Source organism: Streptomyces sp. GMY02 (genome assembly GCF_019056675.1).
Classification (GTDB): domain Bacteria; phylum Actinomycetota; class Actinomycetes; order Streptomycetales; family Streptomycetaceae; genus Streptomyces; species Streptomyces odonnellii.
This window is the reverse complement of record NZ_CP077658.1, coordinates 6,979,869-6,997,720: the sequence shown is the minus strand read 5'-3', so window position 1 is coordinate 6,997,720 and position 17,852 is coordinate 6,979,869. Positions and strand designations below refer to the sequence as shown.

General features: G+C 71.4%; 18 protein-coding genes. 8 read left to right on the top strand and 10 right to left on the bottom strand.

Features of this window, described 5'->3' with window-relative positions; genetic code table 11:
• Nucleotides 1-18: 18 nt before the first annotated feature.
• From argH to KQY30_RS29740, 3 genes are all read right to left on the bottom strand, one after another.
• Nucleotides 19-1,455 (bottom strand): argininosuccinate lyase, encoded by a 1,437-nt coding sequence (argH, locus tag KQY30_RS29750; RefSeq protein WP_217309587.1) that lies wholly within the window; start codon nt 1,453-1,455, stop codon nt 19-21.
• 172 nt (nt 1,456-1,627) lie between these two features.
• The gene (locus KQY30_RS29745; protein WP_046506619.1) at nt 1,628-2,821 is read right to left on the bottom strand and encodes an argininosuccinate synthase; all 1,194 of its coding nucleotides are present in this window, start codon (nt 2,819-2,821) and stop codon (nt 1,628-1,630) included.
• Nucleotides 2,822-2,947: 126 nt separating this feature from the next.
• The gene (locus KQY30_RS29740; protein ID WP_217309585.1) at nt 2,948-3,349 is read right to left on the bottom strand and encodes a DUF488 domain-containing protein; all 402 of its coding nucleotides are present in this window, start codon (nt 3,347-3,349) and stop codon (nt 2,948-2,950) included.
• A gap of 83 nt (nt 3,350-3,432) precedes the next feature.
• On the opposite strand from KQY30_RS29740, the gene KQY30_RS29735 reads away from it, so the two are divergent.
• From KQY30_RS29735 to KQY30_RS29715, 5 genes are all read left to right on the top strand, one after another.
• Complete coding sequence (locus KQY30_RS29735) at nt 3,433-4,014, top strand: pyridoxamine 5'-phosphate oxidase family protein (RefSeq protein ID WP_217309583.1); 582 nt, start codon at nt 3,433-3,435, stop codon at nt 4,012-4,014.
• A gap of 157 nt (nt 4,015-4,171) precedes the next feature.
• Nucleotides 4,172-4,885 (top strand): L,D-transpeptidase, encoded by a 714-nt coding sequence (locus KQY30_RS29730; RefSeq protein ID WP_217309581.1) that lies wholly within the window; start codon nt 4,172-4,174, stop codon nt 4,883-4,885.
• 239 nt (nt 4,886-5,124) lie between these two features.
• Nucleotides 5,125-6,492, top strand: a complete 1,368-nt coding sequence (locus KQY30_RS29725) for a ferric reductase-like transmembrane domain-containing protein (RefSeq protein WP_254407711.1) — start codon at nt 5,125-5,127, stop codon at nt 6,490-6,492.
• An 8-nt stretch (nt 6,493-6,500) separates the two neighbouring features.
• Nucleotides 6,501-7,022 (top strand): FMN-binding protein, encoded by a 522-nt coding sequence (locus KQY30_RS29720; RefSeq protein WP_217309580.1) that lies wholly within the window; start codon nt 6,501-6,503, stop codon nt 7,020-7,022.
• Nucleotides 7,022-7,798, top strand: coding sequence for an FAD:protein FMN transferase (locus KQY30_RS29715; protein WP_254407371.1), 777 nt, complete (start codon nt 7,022-7,024; stop codon nt 7,796-7,798). Before KQY30_RS29720 ends, KQY30_RS29715 begins: the two co-directional genes overlap by 1 nt.
• A 47-nt stretch (nt 7,799-7,845) precedes the next feature.
• Here the strand turns inward: KQY30_RS29715 and KQY30_RS29710 are convergent, their stop codons facing one another.
• From KQY30_RS29710 to argC, 5 genes are read right to left on the bottom strand one after another with little or no spacing between them, the layout of a single operon-like run.
• Entirely contained in the window at nt 7,846-8,382 is a 537-nt protein-coding gene (locus KQY30_RS29710) for an arginine repressor (RefSeq protein ID WP_217309578.1), read from the bottom strand.
• A 7-nt stretch (nt 8,383-8,389) separates the two neighbouring features.
• A complete protein-coding gene (locus KQY30_RS29705; protein WP_217309576.1) occupies nt 8,390-9,589 on the bottom strand; it encodes an acetylornithine transaminase in 1,200 nt (399 codons plus the stop codon).
• Nucleotides 9,586-10,518 carry an acetylglutamate kinase gene (gene argB / locus KQY30_RS29700; RefSeq protein WP_217309575.1) on the bottom strand — a complete coding sequence of 311 codons (933 nt, stop codon included), beginning with the start codon at nt 10,516-10,518 and terminating at the stop codon, nt 9,586-9,588. Before argB ends, KQY30_RS29705 begins: the two co-directional genes overlap by 4 nt.
• Complete coding sequence (gene argJ / locus KQY30_RS29695; RefSeq protein ID WP_217309573.1) at nt 10,515-11,696, bottom strand: bifunctional glutamate N-acetyltransferase/amino-acid acetyltransferase ArgJ; 1,182 nt, start codon at nt 11,694-11,696, stop codon at nt 10,515-10,517. Before argJ ends, argB begins: the two co-directional genes overlap by 4 nt.
• The gene (gene argC, locus KQY30_RS29690) at nt 11,693-12,721 is read right to left on the bottom strand and encodes an N-acetyl-gamma-glutamyl-phosphate reductase (RefSeq protein ID WP_217309571.1); all 1,029 of its coding nucleotides are present in this window, start codon (nt 12,719-12,721) and stop codon (nt 11,693-11,695) included. The genes argJ and argC overlap by 4 nt, the downstream gene beginning before the upstream one ends.
• Before the next feature lie 181 nt (nt 12,722-12,902).
• On the opposite strand from argC, the gene KQY30_RS29685 reads away from it, so the two are divergent.
• The 3 genes from KQY30_RS29685 (at nt 12,903) to KQY30_RS29675 (ending at nt 15,601) form a co-directional block, all read left to right on the top strand.
• On the top strand, nt 12,903-13,769 hold the full coding sequence (locus KQY30_RS29685; protein ID WP_217309569.1) for an AraC family transcriptional regulator: 867 nt from the start codon (nt 12,903-12,905) through the stop codon (nt 13,767-13,769).
• 162 nt (nt 13,770-13,931) lie between these two features.
• Nucleotides 13,932-14,288 carry a YciI family protein gene (locus KQY30_RS29680; protein WP_217309567.1) on the top strand — a complete coding sequence of 119 codons (357 nt, stop codon included), beginning with the start codon at nt 13,932-13,934 and terminating at the stop codon, nt 14,286-14,288.
• A gap of 41 nt (nt 14,289-14,329) precedes the next feature.
• Complete coding sequence (locus KQY30_RS29675; protein WP_217309566.1) at nt 14,330-15,601, top strand: RNA polymerase sigma factor; 1,272 nt, start codon at nt 14,330-14,332, stop codon at nt 15,599-15,601.
• Between the two features lie 176 nt (nt 15,602-15,777).
• Here KQY30_RS29675 and KQY30_RS29670 read toward each other — a convergent pair whose 3' ends face one another.
• A complete protein-coding gene (locus KQY30_RS29670) occupies nt 15,778-16,461 on the bottom strand; it encodes a response regulator transcription factor (RefSeq protein ID WP_254407370.1) in 684 nt (227 codons plus the stop codon).
• Nucleotides 16,458-17,834 (bottom strand): sensor histidine kinase, encoded by a 1,377-nt coding sequence (locus KQY30_RS29665; protein ID WP_217309564.1) that lies wholly within the window; start codon nt 17,832-17,834, stop codon nt 16,458-16,460. Before KQY30_RS29665 ends, KQY30_RS29670 begins: the two co-directional genes overlap by 4 nt.
• Nucleotides 17,835-17,852: the final 18 nt, after the last annotated feature.

The window sequence follows — 17,852 nt, the reverse complement described above, 5'->3', positions numbered from 1 at the left end:
CCGTATGTCCACCTGTGCCTAGTGCTTGGCGGTCCTCGCGTCCGCCCAGGCGTGCTGTATCACCAGATCGGCCTTGACCTCGGAGAGCTGGACGGCCACCGCCGAAGGCGCCGTACCGCCCCTGCCGTCACGGGACGCCAGCGCGCCCTGCACATTGAGCACCGACCGGACGTCGGGCGTGAGGTGCGGGGAGATCTTGGCGAACTGCTCGTCCGTCAGCCCGTCCAGTTCGATGCCCAGCGCCTCGCACTCCTTGACGCACTCACCCGCGACCTCGTGCGCCACCCGGAACGGCACTCCCTGCCGTACCAGCCACTCGGCGATGTCCGTGGCGAGCGAGAAGCCGGCCGGGGCCAGCTCCTCCATACGCTCCCGGTTGACGGTCAGCGTCGCCATCATCCCGGTGAACGCGGGCAGCAGGACCTCCAACTGGTCGCAGGAGTCAAAGACCGGCTCCTTGTCCTCCTGGAGATCGCGGTTGTAGGCGAGCGGCAGGGCCTTCAGGGTGGCGAGCAGCCCGGTGAGATTGCCGATCAGCCGGCCCGACTTGCCGCGCGCCAGCTCCGCGATGTCCGGGTTCTTCTTCTGCGGCATGATCGACGAGCCGGTGGAGAAGGCGTCGTGGAGCGTCACGAAGGAGAACTCCTTCGTGTTCCACAGGATGATCTCCTCGGCGATCCTAGAGAGATTGACGCCGATCATCGCGGTGATGAAGGCGAACTCGGCAGCGAAGTCGCGTGAGGCCGTGCCGTCGATGGAGTTGCCGGACGAACCGCGCTCGAAGCCGAGATCGGCGGCGACCGCCTCCGGGTCCAGCCCGAGCGACGACCCGGCCAGGGCGCCGGAACCGTACGGGGAGACCGCCGTGCGCTTGTCCCACTGCCGCAACCGCTCCGCGTCCCGGGAAAGCGCCTGCGTGTGCGCCAGCACATGGTGGGCGAAGAGGACGGGCTGGGCGTGCTGGAGGTGCGTACGGCCCGGCATCGCGACCCGAGGATGCGCCTCCGCCAGCCCGACCAGCGCGTCCTGGAGCTCGGCGAGCAGCCCGCCGATGATCCGGGCGTGGTCGCGGAGGTACATCCGGAAGAGGGTCGCCACCTGGTCGTTGCGGGACCGTCCGGCGCGCAGCTTGCCGCCGAGGTCGGGGCCGAGGCGCTCCAGCAGCCCGCGCTCCAGGGCGGTGTGGACGTCCTCGTCGGCGACGGTGCCGGTGAACGAGCCGTCGGCGACATCCGCTTCGAGCCGGTCGAGCCCGGCCAGCATCCGGGTCAGCTCGTCGGCGGTGAGCAGTCCGGCCTTGTGCAGGACGCGGGCGTGGGCGCGGGACCCGGCGATGTCGTAGGGCGCGAGCCGCCAGTCGAAGTGGACCGACGCGGAGAGCTTGGCCAGGGCCTCGGCGGGGCCGTCGGCGAACCGGCCGCCCCAGAGCCGGACGTCACCGTTGTTGCTGCTCACTGCTGCTTGCTCCTTGATGGGTCGGAAAGGAGAGGGGACGGATCGGAGAGAGGACGGAAAGGCGAGGATCGTAAAGAAAACCGCCTCCCCGCTTCGGAGGAACGGGGAGGCGGACCGGCTGCTGTGCGCCTGCCGGCGCCTGTTCCGGGCCGGAGAGCGCGGGGGCTCCGGCTCAGGCGAGGTCGCGCTTGGAGGCGATCTTCGAGGAGAGACCGAAGATCTCGATGAAGCCCTGGGCCTTGGACTGGTCGAAGGTGTCGCCGGAGTCGTAGGTGGCGAGGTTGAAGTCGTAGAGCGACTCCTCCGACCGGCGTCCGGTGACAACGGCCCGGCCGCCGTGCAGGGTCATCCGGATGTCGCCGGTGACATGCTCGTTCGCCTCGTTGATAAAGCCGTCGAGGGCGCGCTTGAGCGGCGAGAACCACAGGCCGTCGTAGACCAGCTCGCCCCAGCGCTGCTCGACCTGCCGCTTGTAGCGGGCCAGCTCGCGCTCGACGGTGACGTTCTCCAGCTCCTGGTGGGCGGTGATCAGCGCGATCGCGCCGGGAGCCTCGTACACCTCACGGGACTTGATGCCCACGAGCCGGTCCTCGACGATGTCGATCCGGCCGATGCCCTGGGCTCCGGCCCGCTCGTTGAGCTGCTGGATCGCCTGGAGGACGGTGACGGGCTTGCCGTCGATGGCGACCGGGACGCCCTGGGCGAAGGAGATGGTGACCTCGTCCGCCTCGCGGGGCACGGCCGGGTTCTGGGTGTACTCGTAGATGTCCTCGATCGGCGCGTTCCAGATGTCCTCCAGGAAGCCTGTCTCGACGGCCCGCCCGAAGACGTTCTGGTCGATGGAGTACGGCGACTTCTTGGTGGTCGCGATCGGGAGGTCCTTCTCCTCGCAGAAGGCGATCGCCTTGTCCCGGGTCATCGCGTAGTCACGGACCGGGGCGATGCACTTCAGATCGGGGCCGAGCGCGGAGATACCGGCCTCGAACCGCACCTGGTCATTGCCCTTGCCGGTGCAGCCGTGGGCGACGGTGCCGGCGCCGTGCTTCTTGGCCGCGGCGACGAGGTGCTTGACGATCGTCGGGCGGGAGAGGGCGGAGACCAGCGGGTAGCGGTCCATGTAGAGGGCGTTGGCCTTGACCGCCGGGAGGCAGTACTCCTCGGCGAACTCGTCCTTGGCGTCCGCGACCTCGGCCTCGACGGCACCGCAGGCGAGCGCGCGCTTGCGGATCACGTCCAGGTCCTCGCCGCCCTGGCCGACGTCCACGGCGACGGCGATGACCTCGGCGCCCGTCTCCTCGGCGATCCATCCGATGGCGACGGAGGTGTCCAGGCCGCCCGAGTAGGCGAGTACGACGCGCTCGGTCACGGGTATCTCCTTACGGTGCATTCACTGATGGGTATAACTATGCGATGCACCGTATGGTTTTGTCAACGCGGTCCCCCGGGGCCCCGGACTCGGTCCCCTGGCCCCACTGCTGCGCTCCCGGCGGACTCAGCGGTGCCCCTCCCCGCGCACCTCCGCCGCCAGCAGCGGTGCGTGCGAGTAGCGCAGGTCCTTGGTGGCCGTGAGCAGGGTGACGGTGTTGCCGGCGGCCAGCTCGCGCAGCCGGGCGAGCGCCTCCGTGTGATCCGGTGCCGCCAGCTCCTGCCCGTACCGTCCGGCGAACTCCTCGAACCGGCCGGGATCGTGCCCGCACCACGCGCGCAGCTCCCCCGAGGGCGCGGCTTCCTTGAGCCACTCGTCGACCGCCGCGGCCTCCTTCGCCAGCCCGCGCGGCCAGAGCCGGTCGACCAGGACCCGGGTGCCGTCCCCCTGCTCCGGTGCCTCGTACACGCGGCGGACCCGTATCTCGTGCCGCTGTCTCGCCGCCGTCTTCCTCGTTGTCCTCGCCATGGCTCCATCGTCGGTCCGGCGCGGCCGTCCCACGACCCGAAACCCCTTCGCCGCCCGCGGCCGGGCGCGGATAATGCGGAGTCATGGGAAAGCTCTACGAACGGATCGACGGCCGGATACGCACCTTCATCGAGGAACAGCCCGTCTTCTTCACCGCCACCGCGCCCCTCGCGGACGACGGGCATGTCAATCTCTCGCCCAAGGGGCGGGCCGGGACTCTCGTCGTGATCGACGAGATGACGCTGGCCTATCTCGACTTCGGCGGGAGCGGCGCCGAGACCATCGCCCATCTCCGGGAGAACGGGCGCATCACGCTGATGTGGTGCGCGTTCGCCGGACCGCCCAAGGTGCTGCGGGTGCACGGCCGCGGCGAGCCAATTTTCCGTGACGATCCGCGCTGGGCCGAGTACATCCGGTACTTCAAGGACACGGACGGGCCGTCCGCCCGCGCGATCATCGTGATCCACGCGCTGCGCATCGGGGACGCCTGCGGGTTCGCGGTGCCCTTCATGGACTACCGGGAGGAGCGGACCCAGCACGCCGAGCACTTCGGCCGCAAGACGGACGAGGAGTTCGCCGCGTACTGCGAGAAGAAGGACCATGTCGGAGTGAGCCTGGACGGGCTGCCGGCGCTGCCGCTGCCACTGCCCGCGCGTACGGACTGAGGGTGATAGTGCGCGCGGACTGAGTACGGTACGGGCCCGCGCGTACCGACCGGGTACGGACCGACACGGGACGGACACGGGATACGGCGGGTGGGAGGCGGCCGGACGGAGTAAGCCCGGGAGGCCGTGCCCGGCCGCCCGGCATACGGTCCGGAGCATGCGCCCCGTTCTGCTGCTCGCCGCCGCCCTGCTCACCGCCGTCACCGCCGCACCCGCCGCCCCGGCCTCCGCCGCCGGTGTCCCGCTTCCCGAACAGATGGCGGACACCGGCGGCGGCAGCCAGCTCATCACCGCCCAGGCCCCCCGCACCGGAGCGACCAGGGGCCGGGTGACCTGGTGGGACCGGCGCGGCGGGCGGTGGGTGAAGGTGGGATCCGCCGCCGCGCGCTTCGGATCGGGCGGACTCGTCGACGGCGGCAGACGCACCCAGGGCACCTCGACGACTCCGACGGGCGTGTACGACCTGCCGTACGCGTTCGGGACCGCTCCGGCGCCCGCGGGGACGAGGACCGGCTACCGCAGGATCACGCCTGCCTCCTGGTGGTGCCAGGACACGGCGTCGCGCTCGTACAACCGCTGGGTGGAGGGCCTGCCCAGGGACTGCCGTGCGGGCCGTTCCGAGCGGCTGGCCGACTACCGGACGCAGTACGGCCACGGCCTGGTCATCGGCTACAACTACGACCGGCCGGTGCGCGGCCGCGGCGCCGGGATCTTCCTCCATGTCAACGGGAAGGGCGCGACCGAGGGTTGCGTGTCCGTGCCGCGCCGGGCGATGGGCCGCATCCTGGCCTGGGCGGATCCGCGCCGGGCGCCGCACATCGCGATCGGCACGCCGTCGGGACGGACGGCCATCACCGCGGTGACCGGCTGAGCCACAAAGCCACCGAGCCACTGACCCGCTGAGCCACTGAGCCGCTGAGCCACCGAGCCGCTGAGCGGCTGAGCCACCGCATCGCCGGTCCTTCGAGCACCCGCCGGTCCGGTCCGCCGAGGCCTCCGGAACAGCGGTCGGGCCGAACTCATCGTTTCCTCATGCCACTTCGTTGAACCTGCCGTCGCTCATTTCCGTATCGGCGGTCACGGAGGAAGGTGAGGAGCACTCCTGTGACGATGTTGCACAACGGGCGGGCCGCCAGACGGCAGACGATGCGGGCGATACGCCCGCGCCGGTCGGGCGCGCTGCCGCTGCTGGTGCTGTGGTGGGCGGGCACGGCGGCCGTGGCGGCCCTGTGGTGGCAGAACACCCCGGTCGTCCATGTCGATCTGACCGAGTGGCTGCTCGGCGCGGGCCGGCTCACCGGGCTGCTGGGCGGCTACACGATCGCGGTCGTCGTGCTGCTGATGGCACGGGTCCCAGCGCTGGAGCGGCGGGTGGGATCCGACCGGGTGACACGCTGGCACGCGACGGGCGGGAGGTACGGGGTCGGTCTGGTGATCGCCCATGTCCCGCTGACCGTCGCGGGATACGCGGCCAGGGCCGATTCCGGACCGGTGGCGCAGGCCGTCACGATGGTGACCACCTTCCCCCGGATGTGGGAGGCGACCGCCGGGACCGTACTGCTCCTGGTGATCGGCTTTGTCTCGGCGGGCGCGGTGCGGCGCCGGATGCGGTACGAGACCTGGTACTACCTCCATCTCCTGACCTATGCCGCGGTCTATCTGAGCTTCTGGCATCAACTCGCCACCGGCGCCGAGTTCGTGGGCAACGCGACGGCCCGTACCGCGTGGTACGCGCTGTACGGCACGGCCGGCGCCCTGCTCCTCTGGTACCGGGTGCTGGCTCCGGTCCGGCTCAACCGGCGCCACCGGATGCGGGTCGAGCGGGTGGTCCCCGAGGCACCCGGGGTGGTCTCGGTACTGATCACCGGGCAGCGGCTGCACCGGCTCGGTGCGCAGCCCGGCCAGTTCTTCCGCTGGCGGTTCCTGACCGACGGGCTGCGCTGGAGCTCCAATCCGTACTCCCTGTCGGCCCCGCCGCGGCCGGATCTGCTGCGGATCACCGTGAAGGCGAACGGCGAGCACAGTGAGGCCCTGGCCGGTCTTGAGCCGGGCACCCGGGTCTGGGCCGAGGGCCCGTACGGGGCGATGACGGCGGCGCGGCGCAGCCGGGAGAAGGTGCTGATGATCGCGGGCGGCGCGGGGATCACCCCGATGCGGGCGCTGTTCGAGACGCTGCCCGGCGGGCCCGGTGATCTGACCCTGCTCTACCGGGCGAGCAAGACCGAGGATCTGGCGCTCTGGAAGGAGCTGCGGGCGATCGCGTCGGCGCGCGGGGCGAGACTGCTGTACGCGGTCAACGGTCCTGACGGGGTACGGCCGGAGATCACCCCGCAGCGGTTGCGGGAGCTGCTGCCGGACATCGACGAGCACGATGTCTTTCTGTGCGGGCCCGCCGGACTGGCGCGCCAGTCGTACGAAGCACTGCGCGAGGCGGGCGTGCCGACCCGTCGTATCCATCATGAGTCGTTCGAAATGTGAGGCAGCCGATGAAGAGAAGACATCCGTTCCGGCGGATCATGGTCGGGGTCGCGGCGACGGCGACAGGGGTGGTGCTGCTGCTCGCGCTGAAGCAGCCGGGCGGCTCGTCGGTGGCGGGCGCCACGGCCCGGGGAGGTACGGGAGTGCCTCCCGCCGCGTCCGCCCCGGCCTCGGCCCCGGCGCCGGGTCGTGCCTCTGGCTCCGATGCGGCGGGGACCCCGGCCGAGGGCGGGGACGGGGGCGCGGGCGCGGGCGCGCGGACCGTGGTCGGTGATGCCGTCGATACCCAGTACGGACCCGTGCAGGTACGGATCACCCTCAGTGGCGGCCGGATCACCGCGGCCGACGCGGTCAAGGCCCCGGACAGCGACGCCCAGAGCCAGTCGGTCACCGCGAACGCGGTCCCCCGGTTGAACCAGTCCGCCGTCACCGCGCAGAACGCGCGGATCGACACCGTCTCCGGAGCCAGCTACACCAGCGAGGGCTACCGGAACTCCCTCCAGAGCGCCCTCGACAAGGCCGGGGTCTGATGCCGGACATGGACGGGCGGCTGCACCACGCCGAGGAGTCGATGGGCACGGTCTTCTCGTTCGACGTCCGAGGGGTACGGAACGAGCCCGCGGCCCGGGCCGCCCTGCGGGCGGCCGTGTCCTGGCTGCACCGGGTCGACGAGGTCTTCTCGACCTTCCGCCCCGAGAGCGAGATCGCACGGCTGGGCCGGGGCGAACTGGCCCTGGCCGACTGCGCGCCCAAGGTCCGCGAGGTGCTGGAGCTGTGCGCGGAGGCGGAGCGGGAGAGCGGGGGCTGGTTCACCGTACGGTACGCGGGCGGTCTGGACCCGACGGGCCTGGTGAAGGGCTGGGCGGTGGAGCAGGCGGTACGGATGCTCGCCGCGTCCGGTGCCGGTGCCGTCTGTCTGAACGGCGGCGGGGATGTCCAACTGCTGGGCGGGCCCTGGCGGGTGGGCATCACGGACCCGCTCCGCCCCGGTGAGCTGGCCACGGTGGTCGAGGCCGACGGACCCCTGGGCGTGGCCACCTCGGGCCCGGCCGAACGCGGCTGCCACATCCTGGATCCCCGTACGGGCGAACCTCCGGCCGACGCCCTCGCCTCGCTCACCGTGGTCACCCCCCAGGGTCTGACCTCGGCCGACGTCCGGGCGACAGCCGCGTACGCCATGGGCGCCGCCCGGGGCCGCGCCTGGCTGGAGGCCTTGCCCGGCACCGAGGCCTTCGCGGTCACCGCCACCGGCGAGCGGTGGATGACGACTGGTTTCCACCGTCATACGGCAGAGGTGACCGCCTGAGGCCGGACCCTGAAGCCGGACTCGGCCCACCCCGCGGGCAGCCGCGTTCAGTGGTTCTTCTGGGCCAGTTTCAGCAGATGGTCCGCGAGGGCCTGGCCGCCCGCCGGGTCCCGGCTGATCAGCATCAGGGTGTCGTCGCCCGCGATGGTGCCGAGGATGTCGCTCAGCTCCGCCTGGTCGATGGCCGAGGCCAGGAACTGGGCCGCGCCCGGCGGGGTGCGCAGGACGACGAGATTGGCCGAGGCCTCGGCGGAGATGAGGAGTTCACCGGCGAGGCGGCGCATCCGTTCCTCCTTCGCCGACTCGCCGAGCGGGGCGTGCGGGGTGCGGAAGCCACCCTCGCTGGGGACCGCGTAGATCAGTTCACCGCCGGTGTTGCGGATCTTCACCGCGCCCAGTTCGTCCAGGTCCCGGGAGAGCGTCGCCTGGGTGACGCTCAGTCCGTCGTCCCCGAGCAGTTTCGCCAACTGGCTCTGGGAGCGCACCGGTTGCCGGTTCAGGATGTCGACGATCCTGCGGTGGCGGGCGGTTCTGGTCTGCGGCACGGCCTGCCCGCCGTGCTCGGTCCCCTGGTCCTCGGTCATCGTCGTCTCATTCCCCGGATCGTCCTTCCCCGTACACGCTGTCGAGGATGCCGGGGAGCGCCCGGAGCAGCGTGTCGGCCTCGGCGTCGCCGATGATCAGCGGGGGCATCAGCCGTACGACGTCGGGGGCGGGCACGTTCACCAGGAGTCCGGCACCCTGAGCCGCCTGTTGCGCCTGGGGCGCGAGCGGTTCGGTGAGCACGATACCCAGGAGCAGTCCGGAGCCGCGGACATGGGAGACCAGTGGGTGGCCGAGCGCCTCGATACCGTCGCGCAGCTTCTCGCCCAGCCGCTTCACCTGGTCGAGCAGACCGTCCGCGGCGAGGGTGTCCAGTACGGCGAGGCCCGCGGCGCAGGCGACCGGGTTGCCGCCGAAGGTCGTACCGTGCTGGCCCGGCTTGAGCAGATCGGCGGCCGGTCCGAAGGCGACCGCCGCGCCGAGCGGCAGACCGCCGCCGAGCCCCTTGGCAAGGGTGACCACATCGGGCTCGACACCCTGGTGGGCCTGGTACTCGAACCAGTGTCCCGTCCGGCCGATGCCCGTCTGCACCTCGTCCAGGACGAGCAGGGTGCCGGTGGCGCGGGTGATCTCGCGGGCCGCCTCCAGATAGCCCTTGGGCGGGACGACCACCCCGGCCTCGCCCTGGATCGGTTCGATGATCACGAGCGCCGTCTCCTCGGTGACCGCGGCCCGCAGCGCCTCGGCGTCCCCGTACGGCACATGCGTGACCTCGCCGGGCAGCGGCAGGAACGGCTGCCGCTTCGGGGGCTGGCCGGTGAGGGAGAGAGCGCCCATGGTGCGGCCGTGGAAGCCGCCGGCGGTGGCGACCATGTGCTGACGGCCCGTCAGACGGCCGATCTTGAAGGCGGCTTCGTTGGCCTCGGCGCCGGAGTTGCAGAAGAACACCCTGCCCGGCCGCCCGAAGAGCTGGATCAGCCGCTCGGCGAGGGCGACGGGCGGCTCGGCGATGAAGAGATTGGAGATATGGCCGAGGGAGGCGATCTGGCGGGAAACCGCCTCGACGACCGCGGGGTGCGCGTGGCCGAGAGCGTTGACCGCGAGGCCGCCGACGAAGTCGGTGTATTCGGTGCCGTCGGCGTCCATGACACGCGCGCCCTCACCGCGTACGAGGGACAGCCCGGGCGTGCCGTAGTTGTCGGCCATGACGCCCCGCCAGCGCTGTGCCAGCTCCTCGTTGCCGGTCATTTCGCTTCCCCTTCAGATGCGTTGAGTCCGTCGTACCCGACGGCCGCGTCGGGTACGACCATGGTTCCGATGCCCGAGTCGGTGAAGATCTCCAGCAGGATCGCGTGCGGGACCCGCCCGTCCAGCACCCGTGCCGTCCTGACTCCGTTGCGTACGGCGTGCAGGCAGCCCTCCATCTTGGGCACCATGCCGCTGGACAGCTCGGGCAGCAGCTTCTCCAGCTCGGTGGCGGTGAGCCGGCTGATCACGTCGTCGCTGTTCGGCCAGTCCTCGTACAGCCCCTCGACATCGGTGAGGACCATCAGCGTCTCGGCGCCCAGCGCGGCGGCGAGCGCGGCGGCGGCGGTGTCGGCGTTGACGTTGTAGACATGCCCGTCGTCGGCGCTGCGCGCGATGGAGGAGATCACCGGGATCCGGCCGTCGCCGAGCAGTGCCTCTATGGCGCCCGTGTCGATCGAGGTGATCTCGCCGACACGCCCGATGTCGACCAGTTCGCCGTCGATGAGCGGCCGGTGCCGGGTGGCGGAGATCGTACGGGCGTCCTCGCCGGTCATACCGACGGCGAGCGGCCCGTGCTGGTTGAGCAGCCCGACCAGCTCACGCTGGACCTGTCCGGCCAGCACCATCCGTACGACATCCATCGCCTCCGGGGTGGTGACCCGCAGGCCCGCCTTGAACTCGCTGACCAGGCCGTGCCGGTCGAGCTGTGCGTTGATCTGCGGGCCGCCGCCGTGCACGACGACGGGCTTGAGTCCGGCCTGCCGCAGAAAGACGACGTCCTGGGCGAAGGCGGCCTTGAGGTCCTCGTCGACCATGGCGTTGCCGCCGAACTTGATGACGACGGTCCTGCCGTTGTGCCGGGTCAGCCAGGGCAGCGCCTCGATGAGGATCTGCGCCTTGGGCAGCGCGGTGTGCTTGCGGGCGGTCATGAGCTGTACGCGCTGTTCTCGTGGACGTACTCGGCGGTGAGGTCATTGGTCCAGATGACCGCGGAGTCCGAGCCCGCGGCCAGGTCGGCGGTGATCCGCACCTCGCGGAAGCGCATGTCGACCAGCTCGCGGTCCTCGCCGACGGCGCCGTCGCGGCAGACCCAGACGTCGTTGATGGCGACATTGAGCCGGTCGGGCTCGAAGACGGCGCCCGTGGTGCCGATGGCGGAGAGGACCCGGCCCCAGTTGGGGTCCTCCCCGTGGATGGCGCACTTGAGGAGGTTGTTACGCGCGATGGAGCGGCCCGCCTCGACGGCGTCGTCCTCGCTCGCGGCGTTGATCACTTCGATCCGGATGTCCTTGGAGGCGCCCTCGGCGTCCCCGATGAGCTGACGGGCCAGATCGGCGCAGACCGTACGGACGGCCTCGGCGAACTCCTCGTACCCGGGTGTCACGCCGGACGCGCCGGAGGCGAGCAGCAGCACGGTGTCATTGGTGGACATGCAGCCGTCGGAGTCGACCCGGTCGAAGGTGGTACGGGTGGCCGCGCGCAGCGCCGAGTCCAGCTCGGGCGCCTCGACATCGGCGTCGGTGGTGAGGACGACGAGCATGGTGGCGAGGCCGGGAGCGAGCATGCCCGCGCCCTTGGCCATACCGCCCACGGTCCAGCCGTCACCGCCCGCGACGGCGGTCTTGTGGACGGTGTCGGTGGTCTTGATGGCGATGGCGGCCTTCTCGCCGCCGTGCTCGGAGAGTTCGGCGGCGGCCTTCTCGATACCGGGCAGGAGCTTGTCCATCGGCAGGAGCAGCCCGATGAGACCGGTGGAGGCGACGGCGATCTCGCCGGCGCCGTGCTCTTCGCCGCCGGACGTGCCGATACCGCTGTTCAGGACCTCGGCGACCTTCTCGGCGGTCGCGTGGGTGTCCTGGAAGCCCTTCGGGCCCGTACAGGCGTTGGCGCCACCGGAGTTGAGGACGACCGCGGCGACCTGGCCGCCCTTGAGGACCTGCTCGGACCAGAGGACGGGTGCGGCCTTGACACGGTTGGCGGTGAAGACGCCCGCGGCGGCTCGGCGCGGCCCCCTGTTGACCACGAGGGCCAGGTCCGGGTTGCCGTTCTCCTTGATTCCGGCCGCGATGCCCGCCGCCGTGAATCCCTTCGCTGCGGTGACGCTCAAGGTGCCACTCCGATCGTGGAAAGTCCGGTGTCCTCGGGGAGTCCGAGGGCGATGTTCATGCTCTGCAGCGCGCCGCCCGCGGTGCCCTTGGTGAGGTTGTCGACGGCGCTGATCGCGATGATGCGGCCCGCGGACTCGTCATGGGCGACCTGGATCTGTACGGCGTTGGAACCGTAGACGGACGCCGTCGCGGGCCACTGCCCTTCGGGGAGCAGGTGTACGAAGGGCTCGTCCGCGAAGGCCTTCTCATAGGCATCCCGTATGTCCTGGTGCGTCACACCGGGCCGGGCCTTGGCGGAGCAGGTGGCGAGGATGCCGCGGGGCATCGGGGCGAGGGTGGGCGTGAAGGAGACGGCGACCCGCTCACCGGCCGCGGCACTGAGGTTCTGGATCATCTCCGGGGTGTGCCGGTGGCCGCCGCCGACGCCGTACGGGCTCATGGAGCCCATGACCTCGGAGCCCAGCAGATGCGGCTTGGCGGTCCGGCCGGCGCCGGAGGTGCCGGAGGCGGCGGTGATCACCGCCTCGGGCTCGGCCAGGCCCGCGGTGTACGCGGGGAACAGCGCGAGCGAGACGGCCGTGGGATAGCAGCCGGGCACCGCGACGCGCTTGGACCCCTCCAGCGCGGCGCGGGCGCCCGGCAGTTCGGGGAGCCCGTAGGGCCAGGTCCCGGCGTGGGCGGAACCGTAGAACCGCTCCCAGTCGGCGGCGTCCTTCAGCCGGAAGTCGGCGCCCAGGTCGATGACCAGGACATCCTCGCCGAGTTGCGCGGCGACGGCCGCGGACTGGCCGTGCGGCAGCGCGAGAACGACAACATCGTGCCCGGCGAGCACCTCACCGCTGGTCGCCTCCAGCACCCGCCCGGCCAGTGGTACGAGATGCGGCTGAAGCTCTCCGAGCCGCTGCCCGGCGCTGGAATTCCCGGTGAGGGCCCCGATCTCGACCCCGGGATGCCCGAGCAGCAGCCGCAGCATCTCCCCGCCCGCGTACCCGCTCGCCCCTGCCACTGCCACGCGTACAGCCATCGAAAGCCCTCCTCAGCGATGGCATGACTATACGTTTCTCCGCAGCTTTATGCAATGCCCAGGGCTGCACACGCCCTGTCGGCAGGCCGCGCGCACCCGACTCGACCTGGCACAGAATGTCGGGTCCGGCGGGTTGTGCGCCACCTAGCGTGGTGGTCACAGAACAGGAAGGGGACCTGACGTGCTGGAGCGGCTCAACCAGGCCATGGAGGAGATCGAGCGCCATCTCGATCAGTCCATCGAGGTGGCCGCGCTGGCGCGCACGGCGGCCACCTCGGAGTACCACCTGCGCCGGATGTTCTCCGCGCTGGCGGGCGTGCCGCTGTCGGAGTACATCCGGCGCCGGCGGCTCACCGTCGCGGGCGCCGAGGTGCTCGCGGGGAACGGGACGCTGCTGGACATCGCGGTGCGCTACGGCTACGGCTCGGGCGAGGCGTTCGCCCGCGCGTTCCGCGCCATGCACGGTGTCGGTCCCGGCGAGGCCCGGCGCACCGGCACCGCGCTCGTCTCCCAGCCCAGGTTGACCTTCCGTCTCACCGTCGAAGGGAAAAGCAGTATGCGATATCGCGTCGTGGACAGGCCGGCCTTCACCGTCGCCGGCCTCAAGGCCCGGGTGCCACTGGTGCACTCGGGGCCGAACCAGGCCATCATCGACTTCGTCCGGGGGATCGGCCCCGAGACCCTGGAGCGCCTGGAGAAGCTGTCGGACCAGGAGCCGCAGGGCATAGTCGCGGTCTGCGACGACCTGGACCCCAGCCGTGCCGAAGGCACGGAACTCGACTACTACCACGGGGTGATCACATCGGCGGACGCCCCCGAGGGTACGGTCGTCCTCCCCGTGGCGGCCGGCGCCTGGGGGGTCTTCACCACCTCCGGGCCAGCCCCGCAGGCCATCCAGGAGCTGTGGCGGGACGTGTTCACCGAGTGGTTCCCCTCGAACCCGTACCGCAGCCGCCCCGGCCCCGAGATCCTGCGCGTCCGTATGTCGCCGGACCACTCCGAGGCGGACGCGGAGCTGTGGCTTCCGGTGGAGCGGGAGCAGAGCTGAACGGGAAGCATCGCTGAACGGAGCGCCCGGGTCGACGGGCCGGACCACATCCCGGAAAATTTTTCCCGGGGTGATGTCGATCCGGGCGGCCTCCGTTCGACGCAGGGGTGAGAGGCGGGGACAGGCCCCGTCTCGCGAGCGACACGATCGAGGAGAGCAACCATGCCCCGCTATCTCACGCTGGTCCACATCGACGAGCAGAACCTTCCCGCCGAAGCGCCCGACCCGGGGTTCGATCAGCGGATGGGGGAACTGTTCGAGGAGATCACCCGGGCCGGGGTGATGCAGGAGACGGCCGGGCTGGCGCCGACCGCCGAGGGGACCCGGCTGACCTGGTCCGGCGGGAAGGTCGGTTACACGGACGGGCCGTTCACCGAGAGCAAGGAAGTCGTCGGCGGGTACTCCATCACCCGGTGCGCGGACAAGGCCGAGGCGCTGGAGTGGGCCAAGCGGTTCCTTGAGGTCCACCCGGCGAGCTGGCAGGTCTCCGTCGAGGTCCGCGAGATCGCGGAGGGCTGATCGGCCGCGCTTGCTCCGGCATCATCCACCTGTTCTGATGGGTGGCTGTGACGGGAGCGAGTACGGCGGAAACGGTCGAAGCGGTCTTCAGGATCGAGTCCGCGCGGATCATCGCCGGCGTCACCCGCATCGTGCGGGACGTGGGCATCGCCGAGGAACTCGCGCAGGACGCGCTCGTCGCCGCGCTGGAACAGTGGCCGGAGTCGGGTGTCCCGGACAGACCGGGCGCCTGGCTCATGGCCACCGCCAAGCACCGCGCGATCGATCTCGTACGCCGTAAGGAGACCTACGCGCGGAAGCTGGCGGAGGTCGGGCGGGCACTGGAGGACGTACCGCCGCCCGGGCCCGGGGACCCCGCCGAGAGTGCCGGGAGCGCCGAGGACATCGACGACGATCTGCTGCGGCTGATCTTCACCGCCTGCCATCCGGTGCTGTCGACCAGGGCCAGGATCGCGCTCACCCTGCGGCTGCTGGGCGGGCTGACCACGGAGGAGATCGCCCGCGCCTTCCTCGCCCCGGAGCCGACGGTCGCCCAGCGCATCGTCCGCGCGAAGCGGACGCTCGCCAAGGCCGGGGTGCCCTTCGAGGTGCCGTACGGTGCCGACCGCGCAGCCCGGGTCTCCTCCGTCCTTGAGGTCATCTACCTGATCTTCAACGAGGGCTACTCCGCGACGGCCGGTGACGATCTCGTACGCCCGGCCCTGTGCGAGGACGCGCTGCGGCTGGCCCGGGTGCTGGCGGGCCTGATGCCCGAAGAGCCCGAGGTGCACGGTCTGGCGGCGCTGCTGGAGTTCCAGGCGTCCCGTATCGCGGCGCGTACGGGGCCCGACGGCGAACCGGTGCTGCTCGCCGACCAGAACCGCTCCCGGTGGAACCGTATGCTCATCGCCCGCGGTATCGAGGCCCTGCGCCGCGCGGGCCACGGCCCGTACTCCGTCCAGGCCGCGATCGCCGCGTGCCACGCGCGGACGATCCGCTACGAGGACACCGACTGGGCGACGATCGCCGCGCTGTACGGCAGGCTGATGGCGCTGACCCCGTCCCCGGTGGTGGAGCTGAACCGGGCGGTCGCGGTCTCGATGGCGGAGGGACCGGCGGCCGGGCTGAAGCTGGTGGACGCGCTGGCCGCCGAACCGGCCCTGAAGGACTACCACTTGCTGCCGAGTGTCCGGGGCGATCTGCTGGAGCGCCTGGGGCGGGACGGGGAGGCGCGTGCGGAGTTCGAGCGTGCGGCGTCCCTGACCCGCAACGCGCGGGAGAGGGAACTGCTGCGGGCACGGGCCGCGCGCTCACAGGCGGCACCCGGCGACTGAGGCGTGTCCGGGGCCGCCGGGCTCGGGGACTGCCCGGCCGCCCGGCTTACGGACCGGGTCCTGTCCGGGCCCGGGGCGGATCCTGTCCGGGCCGTCGAAGGGCCCTTCGGAAGGGCTCTTCGGGGGGTTTTCGTAAGGACTCCTCGGGAGGGTCTTTCGGGTGGGCTCTCCTGGGGTCAGTATCCGGTCGGCCGCACCAGTCCCGATTCGTACGCGAACACCGCGAGCTGGGTACGGTCGCGCAGGCTCAACTTGCCCAGTATCCGGCCCACATGGGTCTTCACCGTCTGTTCCGCCACCACCAGACGCGCGGCGATCTCCGCGTTCGACAGACCCTGTGCGATCAGGGTCAGCACCTCGGTCTCGCGTTCCGTGAGGTCGCCGACGCGGTCCTTGAGCGGGGCGCGGGGCGCCGCGGTCATCCGGGCGAACTCGGCGATCAGCCGCTTGGTGATGTTCGGGGCGAGCAGGGCGTCGCCCTCGGCCACCACCCGTACCGCGCGCGCCAGTTCGGCGGCCGAGGCGTCCTTCAGCAGAAAGCCCGAGGCGCCCGCGCGGATCGCCTCGTACACGTACTCGTCGAGATCGAAGGTGGTCAGGACGAGGACCTTGACGGTGGATCCGGCAGGGGCGGTGAGGCGGCGGGTCGCCTCGATACCGCCGAGTCCGGGCATCCGGATGTCCATCAGGACGACGTCCGGGGCGAGATCCGCGGCCTGGGCGACCGCGTCGAGGCCGTCGACGGCCTGGCCGACGACCTCGATGCCGGGCTCGGCGTTGAGCAGCACGGTCAGGCCCTGGCGGACCATCATCTGGTCGTCGGCGATCAGTACGCGGACGGTCGGCACTGGCGTCGTCATACGGTGTCCTCGGAAGATCCGGCGGGGGAAGGTCCTGCCGCGGACCCGTCCGGCTCCGCCGGGCCCAGGGGCGTCGTGGGCAGTGTCGCGGTCACTTCCCAGCCGCCCTCGGGGGTCGCTCCGGTCGCCAGTTCGCCCCCCAGCATCGCGACGCGCTCCCGCATCCCGAGCAGACCGTGGCCGGTCCCGGGCGAGGGCGGGGCCGTACCGGCGGGCGCGGTGTTGGTGACCCGGACCGTGACCCCCGAGCGGTGGTACGCCGTCTCCACCCGTACCTCCGCCCCCGGCGCGTGCCGCATCGCGTTGCTGAGCGCCTCCTGCACGATACGGAACGCCGACAGCTCGACGCCCGGCGGCAGTGGGCGCGGCTCCCCGGTGGTGCGGCGGGTGACCCCGACTCCCGCGCCGCGCACATTGCCGAGCAGCTCGTCCAGCCGGTCGAGGGTGGGCTGCGGGGCATGCCGTACCCCGTCCGCGAGCGAGTCCCCGGAGCCGAGGGCGTCCTCGGAACGCAGTACGCCCAGCACCCGGCGCAGTTCGGTGAGCGCCCCGACCGCGTTCTCGCGGATGCCCGCGAGATTCTCCCGCAGTTCCTGCGACGGATTCTCGGCCAGATGCGGGGCGGCCTGCGCCTGGATGGATATGACCGCCATGTGGTGGGCGACCACGTCGTGCAGCTCGCGTGCGATGCGGTGGCGCTCCTCCAGCAGGGTGCGCCGGGCCCGCTCCTCGGCGGTGATCTCCTCCTGTGCGACCAGTTCGGTACGGGCCACCTGGCGCCCGCGCAGGGCCGCTCCGAGCACCACCGCGATCACGAAGAGCAGGACGACGGTGCGGTTGAGGTGGCCGGTACGGAGCAGACCCGCCAGCACACTGATCACCAGCACCTCGGCCGCGACCCGGGGCCGGGACCGCAGCGCCACCAGGAACAGTACCCAGGCTTCGAGGGTGATCCCCGCGCCGGTCCACGGGTACAGGGTGGTGGCGCGGGCGGTGAGGGGATCCGCGAACAGGGCGAGCCCGACGAGAGCACCCGTCGACGCCCACCAGGCGGCGACCGGGCGGAACGGCGCGGCGACCAGCGCCGCCGACTGGACCGCGGCGAGCAGGAGGGCCAGCAGGGAGCTCATCCGGTAGTCACGGGAGTACTGGTCGACGCTGGAGACCAGCAGGAACACCGAGAACAGCACCAGCGGCACCATGAACGCCGGCCACCAGTCCAGCAGCCGCGAGCGGCCCAGGCGCCGGGGCGGCTCGGCGGCGGAGGTCCAGAGGTCCTCGCGCAGGGCGCGCGGCACCGCCCGTACGGCCGCCGCCAGCCGTCCGGGCCACCGCGGCGGCTCTTCGGGATTCCCCGCCCCGGGACTCCCCACCCGACTCCTCACAGGCTT

Bases quoted from the DNA above. Each gene is read 5' to 3' on its own strand.
- argC (WP_217309571.1), bottom strand. From the start codon at position 12,721: ATGGCTGTACGCGTGGCAGTGGCAGGGGCGAGCGGGTACGCGGGCGGG.
- KQY30_RS29740 (WP_217309585.1), bottom strand. From the start codon at position 3,349: ATGGCGAGGACAACGAGGAAGACGGCGGCGAGACAGCGGCACGAGATA.
- KQY30_RS29710 (WP_217309578.1), bottom strand. From the start codon at position 8,382: ATGACCGAGGACCAGGGGACCGAGCACGGCGGGCAGGCCGTGCCGCAG.
- KQY30_RS29715 (WP_254407371.1), top strand. From the start codon at position 7,022: ATGCCGGACATGGACGGGCGGCTGCACCACGCCGAGGAGTCGATGGGC.
- KQY30_RS29730 (WP_217309581.1), top strand. From the start codon at position 4,172: ATGCGCCCCGTTCTGCTGCTCGCCGCCGCCCTGCTCACCGCCGTCACC.
- KQY30_RS29720 (WP_217309580.1), top strand. From the start codon at position 6,501: ATGAAGAGAAGACATCCGTTCCGGCGGATCATGGTCGGGGTCGCGGCG.
- KQY30_RS29735 (WP_217309583.1), top strand. From the start codon at position 3,433: ATGGGAAAGCTCTACGAACGGATCGACGGCCGGATACGCACCTTCATC.
- KQY30_RS29680 (WP_217309567.1), top strand. From the start codon at position 13,932: ATGCCCCGCTATCTCACGCTGGTCCACATCGACGAGCAGAACCTTCCC.
- KQY30_RS29670 (WP_254407370.1), bottom strand. From the start codon at position 16,461: ATGACGACGCCAGTGCCGACCGTCCGCGTACTGATCGCCGACGACCAG.
- KQY30_RS29725 (WP_254407711.1), top strand. From the start codon at position 5,125: ATGTTGCACAACGGGCGGGCCGCCAGACGGCAGACGATGCGGGCGATA.
- KQY30_RS29705 (WP_217309576.1), bottom strand. From the start codon at position 9,589: ATGACCGGCAACGAGGAGCTGGCACAGCGCTGGCGGGGCGTCATGGCC.
- argB (WP_217309575.1), bottom strand. From the start codon at position 10,518: ATGACCGCCCGCAAGCACACCGCGCTGCCCAAGGCGCAGATCCTCATC.